The sequence below is a fragment of the Niveibacterium sp. COAC-50 genome (assembly GCF_013184235.1).
Classification (GTDB): domain Bacteria; phylum Pseudomonadota; class Gammaproteobacteria; order Burkholderiales; family Rhodocyclaceae; genus Niveibacterium; species Niveibacterium microcysteis.
The window spans coordinates 121,951-141,579 of the sequence record NZ_JABCJM010000001.1; the positions used below are offsets into that span (position 1 = coordinate 121,951).

At 63.9% G+C, this 19,629-nt stretch carries 17 protein-coding genes; 6 read left to right on the forward strand and 11 right to left on the reverse strand.

The window, feature by feature from the left end; genetic code table 11:
• Positions 1-48: 48 nt before the first annotated feature.
• Genes cysD through HH302_RS00570 form a run of 5 tightly spaced genes read right to left on the reverse strand, consistent with a single transcriptional unit; the run spans position 49 to position 4,868 of the window.
• Entirely contained in the window at positions 49-963 is a 915-nt protein-coding gene (gene cysD / locus HH302_RS00550; RefSeq protein WP_172196734.1) for a sulfate adenylyltransferase subunit CysD, read from the reverse strand.
• A 30-nt stretch (positions 964-993) separates the two neighbouring features.
• The gene (locus tag HH302_RS00555) at positions 994-1,764 is read right to left on the reverse strand and encodes a phosphoadenylyl-sulfate reductase (RefSeq protein WP_172196736.1); all 771 of its coding nucleotides are present in this window, start codon (positions 1,762-1,764) and stop codon (positions 994-996) included.
• 13 nt (positions 1,765-1,777) lie between these two features.
• Positions 1,778-2,377 carry a DUF934 domain-containing protein gene (locus HH302_RS00560; RefSeq protein WP_172196738.1) on the reverse strand — a complete coding sequence of 200 codons (600 nt, stop codon included), beginning with the start codon at positions 2,375-2,377 and terminating at the stop codon, positions 1,778-1,780.
• Positions 2,370-4,058 carry a nitrite/sulfite reductase gene (locus tag HH302_RS00565; protein WP_172196740.1) on the reverse strand — a complete coding sequence of 563 codons (1,689 nt, stop codon included), beginning with the start codon at positions 4,056-4,058 and terminating at the stop codon, positions 2,370-2,372. The genes HH302_RS00560 and HH302_RS00565 overlap by 8 nt, the downstream gene beginning before the upstream one ends.
• Before the next feature lie 30 nt (positions 4,059-4,088).
• Entirely contained in the window at positions 4,089-4,868 is a 780-nt protein-coding gene (locus HH302_RS00570; RefSeq protein ID WP_172196742.1) for a sulfite exporter TauE/SafE family protein, read from the reverse strand.
• A 108-nt stretch (positions 4,869-4,976) separates the two neighbouring features.
• Between HH302_RS00570 and HH302_RS00575 the strand changes: the two genes are divergently transcribed.
• Positions 4,977-5,918: a CysB family HTH-type transcriptional regulator gene (locus HH302_RS00575; protein ID WP_172196744.1), complete on the forward strand. Its 942-nt coding sequence runs from the start codon at positions 4,977-4,979 to the stop codon at positions 5,916-5,918.
• A gap of 55 nt (positions 5,919-5,973) precedes the next feature.
• Positions 5,974-7,749, forward strand: a complete 1,776-nt coding sequence (locus tag HH302_RS00580; RefSeq protein ID WP_172196746.1) for a monovalent cation:proton antiporter-2 (CPA2) family protein — start codon at positions 5,974-5,976, stop codon at positions 7,747-7,749.
• A 21-nt stretch (positions 7,750-7,770) separates the two neighbouring features.
• Here the strand turns inward: HH302_RS00580 and HH302_RS00585 are convergent, their stop codons facing one another.
• The 5 genes from HH302_RS00585 to HH302_RS00605 all read right to left on the reverse strand — a co-directional run bounded on the left by HH302_RS00585 (position 7,771) and on the right by HH302_RS00605 (position 12,027).
• Complete coding sequence (locus tag HH302_RS00585) at positions 7,771-8,751, reverse strand: asparaginase (RefSeq protein ID WP_172196748.1); 981 nt, start codon at positions 8,749-8,751, stop codon at positions 7,771-7,773.
• A gap of 105 nt (positions 8,752-8,856) precedes the next feature.
• Complete coding sequence (locus HH302_RS00590; protein ID WP_172200579.1) at positions 8,857-9,585, reverse strand: amino acid ABC transporter ATP-binding protein; 729 nt, start codon at positions 9,583-9,585, stop codon at positions 8,857-8,859.
• Positions 9,586-9,603: 18 nt separating this feature from the next.
• On the reverse strand, positions 9,604-10,269 hold the full coding sequence (locus HH302_RS00595; RefSeq protein WP_172196750.1) for an amino acid ABC transporter permease: 666 nt from the start codon (positions 10,267-10,269) through the stop codon (positions 9,604-9,606).
• Positions 10,270-10,279: 10 nt separating this feature from the next.
• On the reverse strand, positions 10,280-11,017 hold the full coding sequence (locus tag HH302_RS00600; RefSeq protein ID WP_172196752.1) for an amino acid ABC transporter permease: 738 nt from the start codon (positions 11,015-11,017) through the stop codon (positions 10,280-10,282).
• Between the two features lie 95 nt (positions 11,018-11,112).
• The gene (locus HH302_RS00605; protein ID WP_172196754.1) at positions 11,113-12,027 is read right to left on the reverse strand and encodes a transporter substrate-binding domain-containing protein; all 915 of its coding nucleotides are present in this window, start codon (positions 12,025-12,027) and stop codon (positions 11,113-11,115) included.
• A gap of 301 nt (positions 12,028-12,328) precedes the next feature.
• Here HH302_RS00605 and prsT point away from each other — a divergent pair, with 301 nt between their 5' ends.
• The 3 genes from prsT to HH302_RS00625 all read left to right on the forward strand — a co-directional run bounded on the left by prsT (position 12,329) and on the right by HH302_RS00625 (position 16,899).
• Positions 12,329-15,145 (forward strand): XrtA/PEP-CTERM system TPR-repeat protein PrsT, encoded by a 2,817-nt coding sequence (gene prsT, locus HH302_RS00610; protein ID WP_172196756.1) that lies wholly within the window; start codon positions 12,329-12,331, stop codon positions 15,143-15,145.
• 156 nt (positions 15,146-15,301) lie between these two features.
• Positions 15,302-16,090 carry an exosortase-dependent surface protein XDP1 gene (xdp1, locus tag HH302_RS22645; RefSeq protein WP_206253914.1) on the forward strand — a complete coding sequence of 263 codons (789 nt, stop codon included), beginning with the start codon at positions 15,302-15,304 and terminating at the stop codon, positions 16,088-16,090.
• Between the two features lie 167 nt (positions 16,091-16,257).
• Positions 16,258-16,899 carry a ParA family protein gene (locus tag HH302_RS00625; protein WP_172196762.1) on the forward strand — a complete coding sequence of 214 codons (642 nt, stop codon included), beginning with the start codon at positions 16,258-16,260 and terminating at the stop codon, positions 16,897-16,899.
• Here HH302_RS00625 and HH302_RS00630 read toward each other — a convergent pair.
• Positions 16,896-18,704 carry an ABC transporter ATP-binding protein/permease gene (locus HH302_RS00630; RefSeq protein ID WP_172196764.1) on the reverse strand — a complete coding sequence of 603 codons (1,809 nt, stop codon included), beginning with the start codon at positions 18,702-18,704 and terminating at the stop codon, positions 16,896-16,898. The two genes, HH302_RS00625 and HH302_RS00630, sit on opposite strands and share 4 nt — an antisense overlap.
• A 189-nt stretch (positions 18,705-18,893) precedes the next feature.
• On the opposite strand from HH302_RS00630, the gene HH302_RS00635 reads away from it, so the two are divergent.
• Positions 18,894-19,622 carry a TetR/AcrR family transcriptional regulator gene (locus HH302_RS00635; protein WP_216661779.1) on the forward strand — a complete coding sequence of 243 codons (729 nt, stop codon included), beginning with the start codon at positions 18,894-18,896 and terminating at the stop codon, positions 19,620-19,622.
• Positions 19,623-19,629 lie beyond the last annotated feature (7 nt).

The window sequence follows — 19,629 nt, forward strand, 5'->3', positions numbered from 1 at the left end:
CATCGCAGGCGCGGGATCGGCGTGCGCAGCAGGACTATTCGCGGTCGATCAGAAGTAGCCTTCTTTTTTGCGTTGCTCCATCGACGCTTCCGAGGTCTGGTCGTCCAGTCGCGTCGCGCCGCGCTCGGTGATCGTGGTGGTGGCGGTCTCGACGACGATCTGCTCGACTGTGCTCGCGGTCGACTCGACCGGCGCGGTGCAGGTGATGTCGCCAACGGTGCGGAAGCGCACCATCACCTCTTCCACCACATCGCCCGGCTTGGCCGGCGTCAGCTCGGTCACCGGCTGCAGCAGGGTGCCCTTGCGCACCACCGGGCGGGTGTGGGCGAAGTAGATCGAGGGCAGTTCGAGCTTCTCGCGCTCGATGTACTGCCATACGTCCATTTCCGTCCAGTTGCTGATCGGGAAGGCGCGGATGTTCTCACCCTTAAAGGCGCGGGCGTTGTAGAGGTTCCACAGTTCCGGCCGCTGGTTCTTCGGGTCCCACTGGCCGAACTCGTCGCGGAAGCTCATCACGCGTTCCTTCGCGCGGGCCTTTTCTTCGTCACGACGTGCGCCACCGATGCAGGCGTCGAACTCGAACTCGGCAATCGCTTCGAGCAGCGTTACCGACTGATGCTTGTTGCGCGATTCATCGGCGGATTTCAACACCACCGAGCCGCGCTTCATCGAGTCTTCCACCGAACGCACGATCAGGCGTTCGCCGAGTTCGGCCGCACGCTTGTCGCGGAAGTCGGTGACTTCCTTGTAGTTGTGGCCGGTGTCGATGTGCATCAGCGGGAAGGGGAAGCGGCCGGGGCGGAAAGCCTTCTCGGCGATGCGCAGCAGGCAGATCGAATCCTTGCCGCCCGAGAACAGCAGCACCGGGCGTTCGCACTGGCCTGCGACCTCGCGCATGATGTGGATGGCTTCGGCTTCGAGCCAGTCGAGGTGCGACAGCGTTTGTTTGGTCAGCGTACTCATTCGTTTGCTTTCAGCGTGAGCGACGCGCGCTCAGGATTTCTTCACGTGCAGGCCGCACTCTTTGGACTCGGGATTCTCCCACCACCAGCGCCCGGCGCGCACATCCTCGCCGACCGCGATCGAGCGGGTGCAGGGCGCGCAGCCGATGCTCGGGTAGAACTGGTCGTGCAGCGCGTTGTAGGGCAGCTCATGGATGCGGATGTAGGCCCAGACTTCCTGCTCGCTCCAGTCGAACAGCGGGTTGAACTTCTCCAGCCCGTTGCCTGCATCGAATTCGCGCGGTGCGAGCTCGATGCGGGTGGTGCTCTGCGCGGCGCGCAGGCCGGTGATCCATGCCTTCTTGCCGGCCAGCGCACGACGCAGCGGTTCGACCTTGCGGATGCCGCAGCACGCCTTGCGCAGTTCGACTGAATCGTAGAAGGCGTTGATGCCTTCGGTGCGCACGTACTGCTCGACGGCCGTCGCGTCCGGGAAGAAGACTTTCAGCTTCGTGCTGTAGCGCTTCTCCACCTCGCCCATCAGGGTGTAGGTCTCCGCCGGCAGGCGGCCGGTGTCGAGCGAGAAGATCTCGATCGGCAGGCGCTCGGCGAGGATCAGGTCCGTCAGCACCATGTCCTCGGCGCCGAAGCTGTTGGCAAAGGTGACTTCACCTGCGGCACCGAATTCCTCGATCGCCGCATGCAGCAGTTCCAGCGTACGGGCGCGCTTCACCGCGACCGTGGTGCGCAGTTCATCGGTCAGCGCCGGCGAGGTCGCCGGGTTCTTTGCGCGCGGCTTGAGGAAGGAAACGCTCTCGCTCATCACTGGACTCCGTTCAGGCGCGGGCGTGGCGGCGCCACAGCGGTTGCGGCTCGGCCACCGAAGCCTGGTATGGCTCGGAGAAATCGCGCAGCGAGGCCAGCGCATCCTCGGCCGAGCGATCGGCGCGGATCAGGTAGGCGTCGAAGCCGCAGCGCTGCATGAAGTAGAGCTTGTCGCGCAGCACATCGCCGATTGCACGCAACTCGTTCTTGTAGCCGTAGCGGGTACGCAGCAGCACGGCGGCGGAGAAGCCGCGACCATCGACGAACTTCGGGAAGTCGTAAGCGATCAGCGGCAGGGTGTTGATGTCGCCCACGGCGGCTACGAGGTCTTCGACCAACTCGAAGCTCTCCAGCCACACGCCGATTTCGCCGGCGGCGATGCGCGCAGACAGCTCGTCCTTGCGGGCGCGGAATACCGCCAGCGGCACGATCGCGCGGCCGGCCGGAATCTGCACTTGCGCGATCAACTCGGGCGAGGCGGCCTCGGTGCCGGTGACCTTGAATTGCACCACCTTGCCGGCCTGCTTCTGCACTGCTTCTTCAACCGCCGGGTAGCGCACCAGCGTCCAGTTGTCCTCGACGATGGCGCCGTGCTTGATCAGGTTAGACATTCGCAAGCTCCTTCTTCGGGGCTGCAGCCGGCGTGCCGTACACGCGGGCCTTGAAGGGGTCGAGGCCGATACGGCGCACGACGTCGATGAACAGTTCTTCGCCTTCGCGCTGTTCGACGAAGACGCTGATGATCTTGCTGATCACGTCCGGCACATCGGCCGCTGCAAACGCGCGACCGATCACGCTGCCAATCGTCGCTTCATTGCCTTGCTGGCCGCCGAGCGAGATCTGGTACCACTCCGAGCCATCCTTATCGACACCGAGGATGCCGATGTGGCCGACATGGTGGTGACCACAGCTGTTCATGCAGCCGGAGATGTTCAGTTCGATGTCGCCCAGGTCGAACAGGTAGTCGAGGTTGTCGAAGCGTTCCTGGATTGCCTGTGCGATCGGGATGCTCTTGGCGTTGGCGAGCGAGCAGAAGTCGCCGCCGGGGCAGCACACGATGTCGGTCAGCAAGCCGATGTTCGGCGTGGCCAGGCCTGCGGCGCGCGCCGTCTGCCACACATCGAACAGATCGCTGAGCTTCACGTCGGCGAGGATCAGGTTCTGCTCATGCGATACGCGCAGTTCACCGAAGCTGTAGCGATCAGCCAGGTTGGCGACGATTTCCATCTGCTCGGCGGTGGCATCGCCCGGTGCGATGCCGGTCTTCTTAAGCGACAGCGTGACCGCGCGGTAGCCCGAAACCTTGTGCGGATGCGTGCAGCGCTTGAGCCATGCAGCGAAGGCGGGATTGGTTGCCGCCTTGCCGTTGAAGTCGGGGTCGCAGTCGGCAAGCTTTTCATAGGCCGGCGGCGTGAAGTGCGCGCTGACGCGGTCGAGTTCGGCCTGGGTGACGGTACTCGGGCCGTCTTTCCAGAACGCCCACTCTTCCTCGACCTGACGCTTGAATTCCTCGATGCCGAGCGCCTTCACGAGGATCTTGATGCGCGCCTTGTAGAGGTTGTCGCGGCGGCCGTAGCGGTTGTAGACCCGCAGGATCGCTTCGCAGTAGGTGATCACGTGCTTCCACGGCAGTGCTTCGTGGATCACCTGGCCGATGATCGGTGTGCGGCCCAGACCACCGCCGACCCAGACCTTCACGACAAGCTCACCTGCATAGTTGCGCAGGAATTCGAGTCCGATGTCGTGCACCCGCACCACGGCGCGGTCGCTCTGGGCGCCGTTCACCGCGATCTTGAACTTGCGCGGCAGTGCGGCGAATTCAGGGTGGAAGGTGCTCCACTGGCGCAGGATCTCGGCCAGCGCGCGCGGGTCGACCACTTCGTCCGGCGCCACGCCGGCGAACTGGTCCGTCGTGATGTTGCGGATGCAGTTGCCCGAGGTCTGGATCGCATGCATCTCGACGCTTGCCAGCTCAGCCAGGATGTCCGGCGTGTCTTCGAGCTTGGGCCAGTTGAACTGGCAATTCTGGCGCGTGGAGAAGTGCGCGTAGCCGCGGTCGTACTTGCGCGCGATCTCGGCGAGCTTGCGCAGCTGTCGGCTGGCGAGCAGGCCGTAGGGAATCGCGACGCGAAGCATCGGCGCATGGCGCTGGATGTAGAGGCCGTTCTGCAGGCGCAGCGGGCGGAACTCGTCTTCCGACAGTTCCCCGGCGAGGTAGCGGCGCGTCTGATCGCGGTACTGGGCAACGCGCTCGTCAACGATGCGCTGGTCGTAGTCGTCGTAGCGGTACATCGTGAATCTCTCTGTTGAAATTGGGGGTAATCAGTGCGCGATCAGCTTCGTGCCGACAAGCACGAGCATCACTGCGAGCGCCGGGCGCAGGAATTTCTCCGGCACCTTTGCGGAAATATGGCTGCCGATCCAGATGCCGGGCAGCGATCCGATCAGCAGGCTGCCGAGTAGTGACCAGTTGACGCTGCCGAGCCACCAGTGACCGAGGCCGGCGACCAGCGTGAGCGGCACCGCGTGCGCGATGTCAGAGCCGACAATCCGCACGGCAGGCAGGCGAGGGTACAGGAAGAACAGCACCGTTACGCCCAGCGCGCCGGCACCGACTGACGAAATCGACACCAGCACGCCCAGAATGGCGCCGGTGATCACGGTCAGGATGCGCGTCACGCGCGGATCGCGTTCGGCGCCGTGATGCGAGAGCGAGAACTTCTGGATGCGCTGGCGGAAGATCAATGCGATGGCGGTCAGCAGCAGCGCGATGCCGAGCGAGATCGAGATGATCTTCGACGCGCCGCCGATGCCGCCCGGGAAGAAGGTGCCGATCACCACGAGTGTGAGGGCGGCAGCTGGCAGGCTGCCTGCGGCCAGTGCCCCGGTGATCTTCCAGTCGACGGTGCCCTTGAGGTTGTGCGCCACGGTGCCGCCGGCCTTGGTGATGGCGGCGTAGAGCAGATCCGTGCCGACCGCGACCGCCGGGTGGATGCCGAACAGCAGCACCAGCAGGGGCGTCATCAGCGAGCCGCCGCCTACGCCGGTCAATCCGACGATGGCGCCAACAACGAATCCGGCAATGGTGTATGCGAAGTCCATGGGCTCAGTGTGCGTGAATGTGAGGGACGATCTTAGCAGAGCGTCAAATTACCATTGCTGGCTGCGTGTTAGACTTTAAGAACTATTCGCTATATAGGTTCGATGGCCATGAACCTGCAGCAACTGCGCTACATCGTTGAAGTGGTGCGCGCCGGCCTCAACGTGTCGGAGGCGGCGGACGCCCTCTACACCTCCCAGCCGGGGGTCTCGAAGCAGATCCGGCAGCTTGAAGAGGAGCTCGGCATCGAGATCTTCGTGCGGCACGGCAAGCGGCTCACCGGGGTCACCGAGCCGGGCCGCCAGGTGCTGGCGATCGCCGAGCGGATGCTGGGTGAGGTCGATAGCCTGAAGAAGGTGGGCGCCGAGTTCAGCAACGAGTCCGAAGGCCAGCTCAACATCGCCACCACGCACACCCAGGCGCGCTATGCGCTGCCGCGGGTGATCCAGGCCTTCGTGCAGAAGTTTCCTGGCGTGCGGCTTACGTTGCACCAGGGCAGCCCGCGGCAGATCTGCGAATGGGTGCTCGATGGCGAGGCCGATCTCGCGATTGCCACCGAAGCGGTTGGCGAAACCGAGGGGCTCGTCTCGCTGCCCAGCTACCAATGGAACCGCTGCGTGATCGCCACGCCGCGCCATCCGATTCTCAAGACGACGCCGCTTACGCTGGAAGAGATCGTCAAGTACCCGATCGTCACCTACGACACCACCTTCGCAGGCCGCAGTGAAGTCAACCGCGCCTTCCTTGGGCGAGGGCTGAAGCCCAATGTGGTGCTCGCGGCGATGGATGCGGACGTGATCAAGACCTATGTCGCGATGGATCTTGGCATCGGCCTGATTGCCTCCATCGCGTACGACCCGATCGTCGATCGACGCATCGGGGCGGTCGATGCGTCGCATTTGTTCTCATCGGCCGTGACGCGCATCGGCATCCGCAAGAACGCCTATCTGCGCGGCTATGTGTATGGCTTCATCGAATTGATGTCGACACACCTGACGCGGCGAGTTGTGGATGCGGCGCTGCTCGGCGGTGGCAGCGACGCGGGGCTTTAACCCGTAGTCCTGTCATGCGTGTGTGCGAACCTGAAGTGATGTTGCGGAGTTTTGTATGACCTCACTCACCACCTTTGCGGCGCTGATTGCGGCGGCCGTCATCCTGGTGCCGCTGTTCAAACGTGCCAAGTTGGGCACCGTGCTCGGCTACCTCGCCGCTGGCGTGTTGGTGGGCCCCTTCGGTTTCAATCGCGTGGGCGACCCCGAGAGCCTTCTGCATACCGCGGAGCTCGGCATCGTGTTGCTGCTGTTCGTCATCGGCCTCGAACTGCAGCCCTCGCGCCTGTGGGCGTTGCGGCGTCAGGTTTTCGGTCTCGGTGCCTTGCAAATGGTGGGTTGCGGCGCCGTGATCGGGGCCGCGCTTGCCATTGGCCTGGGTCTATCGGTGAAGGCGGGCATCCTGCTTGGCTGGACCCTTGCGCTGTCGTCAACGGCCCTGGTGCTGCCGACCTTGGCCGAGCGCAAGGAGCTGACGACGCAGTACGGTCGCGAATCCTTCGCGATCCTGCTGTTCCAGGATCTCTCGGTGATTCCCTTGCTGGCCCTGATTCCATTGCTGGATGTGGGGCTTCCCAAGGCGGGTCGTAATCCGCTGATGGGCCTGGTGGTCTTGCTCGGGATTGTGCTGGTTGGGCGCCGCGTGCTGCACTGGATGTTCGTTTACGTCGCGCGTTTCGGGAGCCGTGAGTTGTTCACCGCGGCAGCACTGCTGTGCGCACTCGGGCTCGCGTCGCTGATGGAAGCCGTGGGCTTGTCGATGTCGCTGGGCGCGTTTGTCGCGGGCGTGCTGCTGGCCGACTCCGAGTTCCGCCATGAACTGGAGGCCACCATCGATCCCTTTAAGGGCTTGCTGCTGGGCCTGTTCTTCATGGCCGTTGGCATGAACGCCAACCTCGATCTGCTCGGCTCGATGCCGGTGCGCATCTTGAGCCTTGCGATCGGCCTGCTGGCAACGAAGGCTGCGGTGTTGTGGCTGTTGCGACGTCTGGCACCGGATGGTGCCGGCAGTGCCCGGCCGCTGGCGTTCGCGTTGGCCCAGGGCGGTGAGTTCGCCTTTGTGGTGTTCAGCATGGTGGAGCAAGGGCGTCTTGTGCCGGGGCGTATCGCGGACCAGCTCACCCTTGCGGTCGCTTTGTCGATGGCCTTGGCGCCGCTGCTGTTCCTTGCCAACGACTGGCTCGGGCGGCGCGAGGCCAAGCGCCCGGTGCGCGCGTTCGACATGCTGCCGACAGATCCCCCCACCGTGGTGATCGCAGGCTTTGGTCGCGTCGGACAAGTCGTCGGCCGGGTGCTGATGAAGCAAGGCGTCCGCTTCACGGCGGTTGACAACGACCCGGAGCAGATCGAGACCGTGCGCCGTTTCGGCATGCAGGTTTACTACGGCGATGCGGCTCATCTGGCACTGCTTGAGTCCGCGCATGTGGGTTCGGCCAAGGTATTCGTGTTGGCGATCGACGATGTCGAGCGCTCGCTGCAGGTGGCCGAACTGGTGCGGCGGCACTATCCGAAGCTCACGATCATCGCGCGGGCGCGCAACCGCTTCCACGCCTATCGGCTGATCGACCTTGGCGTCACGCTGCAGGTGCGCGAGACCCTGCTTTCCAGCATCGAGATCGGCCGTGGCGTGCTCGGCAGCCTGGGCGTGAGCGAGGCAGAGATTGCGCAGACCGTTGCGCGTTTCGTCGAGGCGGATAACCGGTTGCTTGCGCGTCAGCAGGCCGTGTATCACGACGAACAACAGTTGATCCAGACATCGAAGGAGGCACGCGCCGAGCTGGCCTCCATTCTCGATCTGGAGCGCAAGCAGGCCGTGCCGGCGAAGGCGGAGTAGGCCGCCGGTGGCGGCTTCGGGTCAGGCGCGATGCAGCGTGTCTTGCAGTCGCTCGGCAGGGATGCCGCAGCCCAGCGCCAGCATCAGCGTCACCCGTGCCTGCCAGGGCGTGAGGCGTCCGCAGGCCAGGGTGCCGTGCGCGGCATCGTCGAAGTTGGCCTGCGGCATCACACCACCGCTTGCAACGCGGCTGGCGCGCACCACCGGAATGCCGCGTGCGACGGCGGCGGTAATGGCTGGGCGCCAATCGTCCGGCACGCTGCCGTGCCCGGCGAGCGCGAGCACGATGCCGGCGGCGCCGTTTGCCACACTCGCGTCGATCAGGTCTGCCGGCGCGCCTGCGTAGGCGGCCAGCACATCGACGCGCGGCAGCGCGCTCGGCAGCGTGCCGGCGAAGCATGGCGCGCCACCATCAGCGGCCTGGTCGAGACGGATGTGCGTGCCGATGGCCACCCCGACCGGGCCGGCATCGACGCCGCCTAGCGCATCCGGCGCATGGGTGTGGCGTTTGCTGCAGTCCCGCGCACGCCAGATCCGGTCGCTGGCGACAACCAGTGGGCCGAGGCCGGCAGCGCTTTGCGTCGCGGCACAGGCGAGCGCCTGCAACAGGTTCATCGGGCCGTCCGCCGAGCGCGCGGTGGCTGGGCGCATCGCGGCCGTCAGCACCACGGTTTTGCTGCGCGGCAGCGTCAGGTGCAGGAAGAAGGCGCTTTCCTCCAGCGTGTCGGTGCCGTGCGTGATCACGACGCCGTCGACCTCAGGTGATGCGAGCCGTTCGCGCAGCAGCGCGGCGAGCGCCAGCCAGTGCGTTGGCGTCATGTCCTTGCTGTCCAGCGCAAACGGCTGCTCGGCCGTGATGTGCCCGATTGTCGAAGCTTCCGGCAGCGCGTGAAGCAGTGTCTCGGCGCTGAGCGCGCCCGCGCGGTAGCGCGAGGTATCGGTGGTGTCAGCCGCGCTTCCGGCGATCGTGCCGCCGGTGGCGATGAGAAGTAGCTTTGGCATGAGCTGCGTTCGGGCCTGAAGAAGGCGCCAAGGATAACGCGGTCGCCGCGCTGGGAACGAAAAGGCCCGCGTGCGCGGGCCTTCTTGCGTGAGCGACCGGTGCGATCAGTGCTGCAGGATCTTCGACAGGAAGTGCTGCGCGCGTTCCGAGTGCGGCTTGCCGAAGAAGTCGTCCTTCGCGGCGTCCTCGACGATCTGGCCGGCGTCCATGAAGATCACGCGGTGCGCGACTTTGCGTGCGAAGCCCATCTCGTGCGTGACGACCATCATCGTCATGCCTTCCTTGGCCAGCTCGACCATCACGTCGAGCACTTCGTTGATCATCTCCGGGTCGAGCGCCGACGTGGGTTCGTCGAAAAGCATGCAGATCGGGTCCATCGCCAGTGCGCGGGCAATCGCCACACGCTGCTGCTGCCCGCCCGACATCTCGCCCGGGAACTTGCTCGCGTGCGCCTTCAGACCGACGCGGTCGAGCAGCTTGAGGCCCTTGTCGCGCGCTTCGTCGATGTTGCGGCCGAGCACCTTGGTCTGCGCGATCGTCAGGTTCTCGATGATGCTCATGTGCGGGAACAGCTCGAAGTGCTGGAACACCATGCCAACGCGTGCGCGCAGCTTGGGCAGATCCGTCTTCGCGTCGCCGACCGAAATGTCGTTGACGATGATGTCACCCTTCTGGAAGGGCTCAAGGCCGTTGACGCACTTGATCAGCGTGGACTTTCCCGAGCCTGATGGCCCGCAGACCACGACGACCTCGCCCTTCTTGACCTGCGTACTGCAATCGGTCAGCACCTGGAACTGGCCGTACCACTTGGAGATGTTGCGGATATCGATCATCGACATGGGAGCAATCCGTTAGCGAATGATGGCAATGCGCTTCTGCAGGTGCTTCACAAGCATCGACAGGCTGAAGCAGATCGCGAAGTAGATCAGGGCGACAAACAGGTACATCTCGATCGGCCGGTTGTAGTTCTTGCCGGTGACCTCGGCGGCCTTGAGCAGATCGCTGGCGCCGATGGCGTACACGAGTGAGGTGTCCTGGAACAGGATGATGGTTTGCGTCAGCAGCACCGGCAGCATGTTGCGGAAGGCCTGCGGCAGCACGACGATCTTCATCGCCTGCCAGTAGGTCATGCCGAGTGCAAAGCCGGCGTTCACCTGCCCGCGCGGCACGCTCTGAATGCCGGCACGCATGATCTCGGAGTAGTACGCGGCCTCGAATGCAGTGAAGGTGATGAGTGCGGAGTTCTCTGCCCCCATCGGTGCGCCGGTGAACAGCGGGATCAGGAAGAAGAACCACAGGATCACCATCAGCAGCGGGATCGAGCGCATGGTGTTCACATAGGTCGTCGCTGCGGCTGCCAGCACCGGGCCGCCAGAGAGGCGGGCAAGGGCCAGCAACGTGCCGAGCACGATGCCGCCGCTCATTGCGACGACGGTGAGTTTCAGGCTGAACAGCAGCCCCTTCCAGATGAAGGGCAGGCCCGGGCCGATGATGGAAAAGTCGAGATGATCGAGCATCGTCGTCCCCTTACTTGGCGCCGGCGATGTAGCCGGGCACGCGGGTTCGTTTCTCGATGAAGGTCATCACACGATTCGCGGCAAACGCACAGACGGTGTAGAGGATGGTCGCGGCGAGCAGGCTCTCAAAAACCTGGCCGGATTCTTCGATCATCTGGCGTGAAATGAAGGTCAGCTCCATGAGCCCGATAGCAAACGCCACTGCGGAGTTTTTGATGATGTTCATGAACTCGGAAGTCAGCGGCGGAATCACGATGCGGAAGGCCATCGGCAGCAACACATGGCGGTAGGTCTGTGCGAGCGTGAAACCCATCGCCAGCCCGGCCATCTTCTGCCCGCGCGGCAGGCTCTGGATGCCGGCGCGCACCTGTTCGGCGACGCGTGCCGAGGTAAACAGGCCAAGGCAGATCGTTGCGGTGAAGAACTCCTTCGCCGGCATGTCCTGCTTCACCCAGCGCGACAGCTCGGCGGGAAGGAATTCGGGCACGACGAAGAACCACAGAAAGAGTTGCACCAGCAGCGGCACATTGCGGAAGCCTTCGACCCAGACATTGCCGATTGCCACCAACCAGCGGTTTGGCGTGGTGCGCAGCGTGCCGATCAATGCGCCAAGGACCAGCGCGATGATCCAGGCGGACATCGATACCGCCATCGTCCAGCCGAGCGCCGAGATGATCCAGTCGAGATAGGTCTCGTCGCCGGAGCTGACCTGCTCGAGATAGACGCCCCAGTTCCAGTGGTAATTCATTGTGGTGGGCTACCTGTTTTGCTGAAGCAGCCCTGCGGGCTGCGGAGATCATGCGCGGCGCCCCGCGCGGGGGCGCCGCAGAGCCGCGGGGCGGCTTACTTCTTGTTGTACTGCTCGGCCGGTGCGTCGTTCGGTGTCTTCAGCGCGGCCTTGAGGGCTTCGCTCATCGGCAGGTTCAGGTTAGCGTTCTTCGGCGGAATCGGCTGCGTGAACCATTTGGTGTAGAGCTTCTCGACTTCGCCGCTCTTGATCAGGTCACGCACGGCGGAGTGCACCAGCCCTTTGAACTGCGGATCGTCCTTGCGGAACATGATCGCGATCGGCTCGACCGACAGCGGTTCGCCCACCACGGCATAGTCGTTCGGCGCCGGCGACGTGGCGATCAGCCCGGCCAGCAGGTTGTCGTCCATCACGAACGCGACAGCGCGATCGGACGCCAGCATCAGGAAGCTGTCGGCGTGGTCCTTGCCGTACACCTCCTTGAAATTCACGCTCTTGCCCTTCTCATGCGCGCGCATCAGCTGGACCGACGTCGTGCCGGTCGTGGTGGCCACCGGCTTGCCGTCGAGTTGCGCCAAGCTGTTGATGCCCGAAGACTTTTTCACCGCCATGCGCACGGTGGTGACGTACGTCGTCGGCGCAAACGCCACCTGATTCTGGCGCGCGGCGTTGTTGGTCGTGGAGCCGCACTCGAGATCGACGGTGCCGTTGGTGACCAGCGGAATGCGGTTCTGCGACGTGACCGGCTGCGTGTTCACCTTGAGGTTCGGCAGCGCAAGCTTCACCTTGATCGCATCGACTATGCGGTTGCAGATGTCGATGTGGTAGCCGACAGGTTTCTGGTTCGCATCGAGGTAGGAGAGTGGAATCGACGATTCGCGGATGCCGAGCGTCACCGCGCCGCTGTCCTTGATCTTCTTCAGCGTGCCTTCGAGCGTCTGGGCTTCGACGCCGCTTGCAAGCAGCGAACCCAGCAGCGTGGTCATGACGAGAGCCGAGCGGGAAATCATGCGATGAGCCTCCTAGCGTGTTTGAGATACCGGGCGCCGCGCCCAGAAACGTGGGGCGCGCGCGAATAGTTGGGCTGAGCGAAAACTGTACCACCTGACCGGCGCCGCACATCCGTAGAAACACGCATGAAGCCACGGGTTGACCAGGCGCAAACCGATTGAACCGGGGTGTTGCGGCTGGCGCACTCGTTCAGCGGGTTTGCGATGTTTTTGCCTTTGCGTCGTGCAGGGCAAGAAATGTCACGCGCTCGCCGGGGGCATATCCCTATACTCGGCGTGCCCCATTTGCGTGCCTGCCATCGTGCCCCGAACCGGTTTCCGTCTGCGCCAGCTGCTGCTGGCGTCCGCCCTGTCTGCAATGCTGTCCGCGCCGGCATATGCCGTCGATGCCGGCAAGGCCTCCCGCTTCTACGAAGACGCGCTGGCTCGTTATCAGCGGCGCGACTACACCGGTGCGGTCATTCAGCTCAAGAATGCGCTTCAGCAGGATCGCAAGATGCTGGCGGCGCAGGTGCTGCTCGGCAAGTCCCTGCTCGCCGTGGGCGATTCGGTCGGCGCCGAGACCGCGTTCAACACCGCAATCGAACTCGGCGTCGATCGCGCGGAGGTTGAGCTGCCGCTCGCTCAGGCGCTTTACGCGCAGGGGCGCTTCACCGATTTGTTGGCGCGCCCGCTGCCGACCAGTCTCCCGAATTCGGTGCGGCAGGAACTGCTGATCGTGCGTGGCAGCGCCGCGGGCGAAATCAACGATGCCCGCGCCGCACGCAAGGCGTTTGACGAGGCGCGTGCAATCGACCCCAAGGCGCCGACGCTGGTCATGGCCGAGGCTTCGCTTGCTTTGCGGCAAGGCAACGTTGCCCGCGCGCTAGAGCTTTCGCAACAGGCCATCACACTTGCGCCGGATCGCCCGGAGGCCTGGGCGACGCGTGGCGCCGCGCTTGCCGGTCAGCAGCAAGTGCAGGCGGCGATCGACGCATTCGGGCGCGCGCTGTCCCTGGACCCGCGCCAGACCGACGCGCGGCTTGCTCGCATCGACCTGTTGCTGGACATGAATCGCGACGCCGAGGCGCTGCGCGATCTCGACGCACTGCGCGAGTTCGCGCCGGGCGATCCGCGCGCAGCCTACCGACGTGGTGTGATTGCCGCACGCAAGGGCGATACCGCTGGCGTTGCGCGCGAAATGGCGGAGGTTGTCAAGGCGGTCGACACCATGCCGCAGGAAATTCGCAGCCGCCGTGCCAACGTGTTGCTGCTCGGCGGCATGGCGCATTACAGCCTTCACGACGGCGAGAAGGCGCGCGTCTACTTCGAAGCGTTCCTGCGCCTGCAGCCGTATCACCCCGGCGCAACCCGCATGCTCGCGTCGGCTTACCTCAACGACAACGATCCGGTGCGTGCTGCGAACCTGCTGGAAGACTACCTGCGTCGCGCGCCTGGTGATGCACAGGCAATGACGCTGCTCGGTTCGGCCTATCTGGTGCAGAAACGCTACAGCAAGGCCGCCGCGTTGCTTGAGCGCGCGGTCATGCAAGGCTCGGCCGACCCGACGATGCGCGCCACCTTCGGCGCATCCCTTGCGGGGCAGGGATTGGACGTTTCCGGCGCGCAGCATCTGCGCGCCGCCTTCGATGCGAACCCGGGTGACCAGGCGGTCGGCGCATCGCTCGGTGTGCTCCTGTTGCAGCGCGGCGATGTGAAGCAGGCTCTGGAAGTGCTGGAACGCGTCTACACCGCCAATCCGCGCAGTCCGGTTGCGTTGAACCTTCTCGGTCTTGCCCGCGGCCGTGCTGGCGACCGTGCTGGCGCGCGGAAGGCCTACGAGGCGGCGGTTGCTGTCGACGCCCGCTTCACGCCGGCGCAGCTCAACCTTGCTCGCCTCGATGTGGTGGAGGGGCGTAGTGACGCCGCGCGCAAGCGTTTGCAGGATCTGCTGCGGAGTCAGCCGGACAACCCGGACGCGCTGATCGACTTGGCGGCGCTTGATCGTGCCGCGGGCAACGCGGACGCGGCACGCAAGGGCCTGGAGAAGGCGATGGCGGTCGCCCCACGTCATCCGCGGGCCCCGCTGATTCTGATCGATGAGGCGCTTGCCGCCGGCGATAACGCTGGTGCGGCCAAGATCGCGCGAGCCGCGGTCGCGGCGATGCCCAACGACCTGTCCATCGTCCTGGCGCTGGCGCGGGCACAGTTGGCCAGCGGTGATCTTCAGCGGGCGCGCGAAACGCTGATTGACGCGCGCAAACGCCTTGAGGCGGATCCGGATGCGCTGGTACAGATTGCGCGCATGCAGATCGCGGCGGGCCATCTGCAGGGCGCCACCTATACGGTTGAAAAGGCGCTGGCGCTACAGCCGGACGCTTTTGCGGCGCTCGAACTGCAGGCTGAACTTGCGTTGCGCTCCAACGACATCGGGAACGCGGAGCGGCTTGCGAAGAGTCTGGCCGAAAAGTACCCAACCCGAGCCGCGGGTTACCAACTCCAGGGCGATATCGCCCTGACCAAGGGGCAGACGGCGAACGGACTGGTACTTCACAAGAGCGGGCTCGACAAGGAGCCGAGCGCCGACAACGCGCTTCGCGCCTTCCGCGCATGTTTGGCTGCAAATCAGCCTGCTCGCGGGGTCACCCTATTGCAGGATTATCAGCGGGTCAGCAAGCAAAGCGATCCGCGGATTCTGATGGCCCTGGCGGAAGGGCAGATCCGCGCAGGGGATCTCAAAGCTGCCCGAGCTACGCTGGAGCAACTGCAACAGCGGGGGCCGCAACCTTCGGGCGTGCTGAATAACTACGCACTGGTGCTGCTGCAACTCGGTGACGCTGGCGCGCTGCCGGCGGCTGAGCGCGCTTGGCGCAGTGCGCCAAACGATCCGCAGGTGGTAGACACCTACGGCTGGATACTCGCGCGCAACGGACAGCTCGATCGCGCGCTTAGTTACTTGCGCGATGCGCGGCTGCGAAATCCGCGCGACGCAGAGGTTCGGTTCCACCTCGCCTGGGTATTGGCGAAGCAGGGGCGAACGAAAGAGGCGCGCGAGGAGCTGTCGCCGGTCGTTGCTGATCTGGCGCGTGACGGAATGCCAGCGGAGGCGCGCAAGCTGGCTTCTGAGCTCGGTTTGTGATGTCGGCAGTTTTTACGCATTGGCGGGTTGGCGCTTAGGTTGTGCGCGCAAACCCATGAAATACATGGCTTGGACGAACTGGCCCGAGGTTTGCTTTAACTCGGTTGTAGCGCCGGTAACCCGGAATAGAAAGCGACAGGGCTTGACATGACGCACATGAAAAAAATCGTGTTGTTTGCAGTGTTGTTGGGGGCAAGCCTCCCGGCGGCGGCTGCGTACAGCTGGGCGTTCGACTCGGGCGCGGGCAAATGCACCGTGCCGAATACGACGACCTCCTCGTGCACCGTCACCAGCACGGGGCCAACCGTGACCGCGACGATGTACTCGAACACCAATGGCTCGGGCGCGAATGCGGATCTTTACACGCTTGAGACCGGCTACATGGGTGTTTACACCGGTGGCATCGGCGAACACAACAAGGATGGCTGTTCGAGCGGCTCCACTTGTGACGCTGGCGACCTATATTCGGCTGCGCCTGAGCATGCGATCGACAACAATCAGCGTTACGACTCCGTGCTTCTGAGTTTTGCCAGCACGGTAAAGCTGAACAGTCTCTCGATAGGTTGGAAAGGCACCGATTCGGACATGACGGTCCTTGCATATACCGGGACGGGTGCGTGTGCAACGACGAGCACCTGTTCGTCCTCGCTCGCTGGCAAGAAGTACTCTGATCTCGCCAACTATGGCTGGTCGCTGATCGGGCATTACGGTGACGTTGCTGTCGGAGCGGCCACGGGCATCAATGCCGGCAACGTGAATTCCAAGTTCTGGCTGATCGGCGCGTTCAACCCGCTGGTCAATGGCAGCACCTTGGGCTGGGGGCGTGATGACGCCGTGAAGCTCAAGTCAGTCGTCGCCGACGTTCCGACCAGTGTGCCGGAGCCCGCGTCGCTGGCGTTGGTCGGGCTCGGTCTGGCCGCCATCAGCCGCCTGCGCCGCCGTTGAGGATTTTGTATTACGAACTGCTCTGACGTTTCTCTCGAAACGTGTGACGCCGCGAAAGCGGCGTTTTTTTTGCGTTTGGCACTTCAGCACGTGCGGCGTCGATCAGCGGATTCCCTGAGCTTCTGCATTAAGATCCTTGCGACAAGGCTGGGCGGAGGGCAGGGCTGATGCGTGTGCTGATGGTGGCAAATCCAAAGGGCGGTGTCGGCAAGAGCACGCTGTCGACTAACTTGGCCGGACATTTGGCGTGGCGGGGCGCGCCGGACGGATCGGTGCGGGTGATGCTGGGAGATGTGGATCGGCAGCAGTCAGCCAAGGCTTGGCTTTCGCTGCGTCCGGCGGGCGTTCCGAGGATATCGAGTTGGGCGCTTGAGGCAGGTCAGCCTGCCAGACCGCCCAAAGGGACGACGCATGCGGTGATCGATACGCCGGCCGGCTTGCATGGGGAAAAGCTCAAAGGGCTGTTGAAGCTTGCGGACGCCGTGATCGTTCCGCTGCAGCCGTCGCTTTTCGACATCCTGGCGACTCGCAGCTTTCTTGAGGGTTTGGCCGAGCTCAAGGCGGCAAAGGGGGTTCAGATCGCGATCGTCGCGATGCGCGTGGATCCCCGGACGCGGTCGGCGGAGCAGCTGGAGCGGTTTACCGATAGCCTGGGCCTGCCGGTGCTTGCCCATTTGCGTGACACGCAGAACTATATCCAGCTCGCGGCGCACGGACTTACGTTGTACGACGTGCCCGAAAGCCGCGTTGCAAAGGATCGGCAGCAGTGGGTGCCGATCGAGCGCTGGCTGCGTTTGCTGGAGTCTTAGGCGGCCTGCTCTGCCGCCTCGCGTTGCTGCAACGCCCACATTGAAGCATAGGCGCCGTCTCGGCTGAGCAGCGCAGCGTGTTGGCCGCGTTCCACGACGCGGCCGCCGTCCAGCACGAGGATCTCGTCCGCATTCATCACCGTCGATAGGCGGTGCGCAATCACGATGGCGGTTCTGCCCCGAGCCGCAGCCTCCAGTTGAGCCTGGATCGCCTGCTCGGTTTTTGAGTCGAGCGCTGACGTCGCCTCATCGAAGATCAGGATCGGTGGGTTCTTAAGTAGTGCTCGCGCGATCGCGACACGCTGTTTTTCGCCCCCAGAGAGCTTCAGGCCACGTTCGCCGACGCGGGTTTCGTAGCCGTCGGGCAGGCGTGCGACGAAATCGTGTAGCTGCGCGGCGCGGGCGGCGGCCTCGATTTCCGACTGCGATGCGCCGGGCCGGCCGTACTCGATGTTGTACCGGATCGTGTCGTTGAACAGCACGGTGTCTTGCGGGACGATGCCGATCGCTCTGCGCAGGCTGTGCTGGCGAATATTCCGGATGTCCTGCCCGCCGATTTCAAGGCGACCGCCGCTGACGTCGTAGAAGCGGAACAGCAGCCGTGCGAGCGTTGACTTGCCAGATCCGGAATGGCCGACGACCGCGACGGTTCTGCCTGCTGGCACGTCGATATCCACGCCGAACAGGATCTGGCGTTTGGCCTCGTAGTGAAAGTCCACGCCTGCAAAACGCACGCCAAGCGGGCCTTCCGGCAGGTCGCGCGCGTCCGGCTTGTCTTCAACTTCCCGATTGGTTTTGAGAAGCCCGAACATGCGCTCGATGTCAGTAAGTGCTTGGCGGATCTCGCGGTACATCACGCCGAGGAAGTTGAGCGGGATGTAGAGCTGAATCAGGAAGGCATTGACCAGCACGATATCGCCGATCGTCATCGTGCCAGCGATGACGCCCGCGACAGCGCGCCACATCATCGCCGTCACGCCAAAGGCAATGATCAGCGCTTGACCGAGGTTGAGCGCGGAGAGCGAATACTGGTTACGGATCTGTGCAGCGATCCAGGTCCGCAACTGGGTGTCGTAGCGCTGCGCTTCAAAGTCCTCGTTATTGAAGTACTTCACCGTTTCGTAGTTCAGCAGGCTGTCGATGGCCCGCGCATTGGCGGCGGAGTCGAGTTCGTTGGCCTGCCTGCGCAGGGCGGTGCGCCAGTTGGTGACGGTAATCGTGAAGGTGATGTACAGGGCCAGGGTTGCCAGCGTGATCAGCGCGAAGCTGGGTTCGTAGCGCTTGAGAAGGATGCCGATGACCAGCGTGATCTCGACCAGCGTCGGCAGGATCGAATAGAGCGTGTAGCTGATCAGTGAGCCGATCGAGCGTGTACCGCGTTCGATATCGCGCGTCAGGCCGCCGGTCTGTCGTTCCAGGTGAAAGCGCAGCGACAGCGAATGGAGGTGGCGAAAGACCTCCAGCGAAATATGCCGCACCGCTTCCTGCGTTACCCGCGCAAAGACGATCTCACGCAGTTCGGTGAACAGCGAGGTCGAGAAGCGCAATACGCCGTAGGCCAGAAGCAGCGCGGCGGGCACTACAACGAACGCCTGCTCCCGTGTGATCGTCAGCCCGTCGATCAGTTGCTTGAAGATCAGCGGAACCCCAACGTTCGCGAACTTTGCCGAGAGCAGGCAAAGCATGGCGAAGCCGACCCGGCGGCGGTAGCGCCACAGGTACGGCAGCAGGGATTTGAGGGTGTCCCAGTCGTGGCGTTCGCCGCTGGCTGGGCTTGGAGGGGGAAGGCTGGATCCGCGTCGCATGGCGACATTCTAGCGGTTCGGTGCCGCGGCTCTGCCTTCGCGCAAGGATTCTTGCGGATACCCGCAACGCCAGTGCGGGCAATGCTGCGGCGCACATACGGAGGCGTACGGAAACTTCTTGACACGCTGTCGATCTGACGTATGATTAAAACGAACGTTTGAACTGCGGGTGGGGGATCCGTGGCAACTCTGACTGGTGAATCGCGTAGTGGGGGGGATACCCGCGAGCGCATCCTGGATGTGGCCGAAGTGCTCTTCACAGAGCATGGCTTCGAAGGCACATCCATGCGCCTCATCACCGGTCAGGCTGGGGTGAATCTGGCGGCGGTGAACTACCACTTCGGTACGAAGGAGGCGCTCTTTCAGGCCGTCTTCCACCGCCGCCTGTTCCAGCTCAACCGGATGCGTCTTGAGGTGCTCGACAGCATGGAGCTGGAGGCCCAGGGTGCGCCGCTCAAACCCAGCCAGGTGCTCGAGGGCTTCTTCGGGCCTGTGCTGGCGATGGCGACCGATACGCGCCATGGTGGCCACACCTTCATGCGCCTGCTTGGCCGGACCTACACCGAGCCGGCGCAGTTCATCCGCAAATTCATGGCCGAGGAGTTCAGCGATGTGATCAGTCGCTATTCCGACGCGCTGCGCCGGGCGCTGCCCGGTGTGCCGCTGGCCGAGATCATGTGGCGGCTGCATTTCATGATGGGGGCGGTGTCGTACGCGATTTCCGGTATCGACGCCCTGCAGCTCGTCAGCGGCCGTTTCGATGACGACCCGGCGCTTATGGCGCCGCGGTTGATGTCCTTTCTTCTAGGGGGATTGCGGGCTCCCCTTCCGGAATTGATCAGCCCGCACGCGCAGTTTCCGACGGGGGATGTCGGGGGCGGGGTCTTGACCCCGGATTTCGGTGCTGCGCGCGCCTAACGCTTAA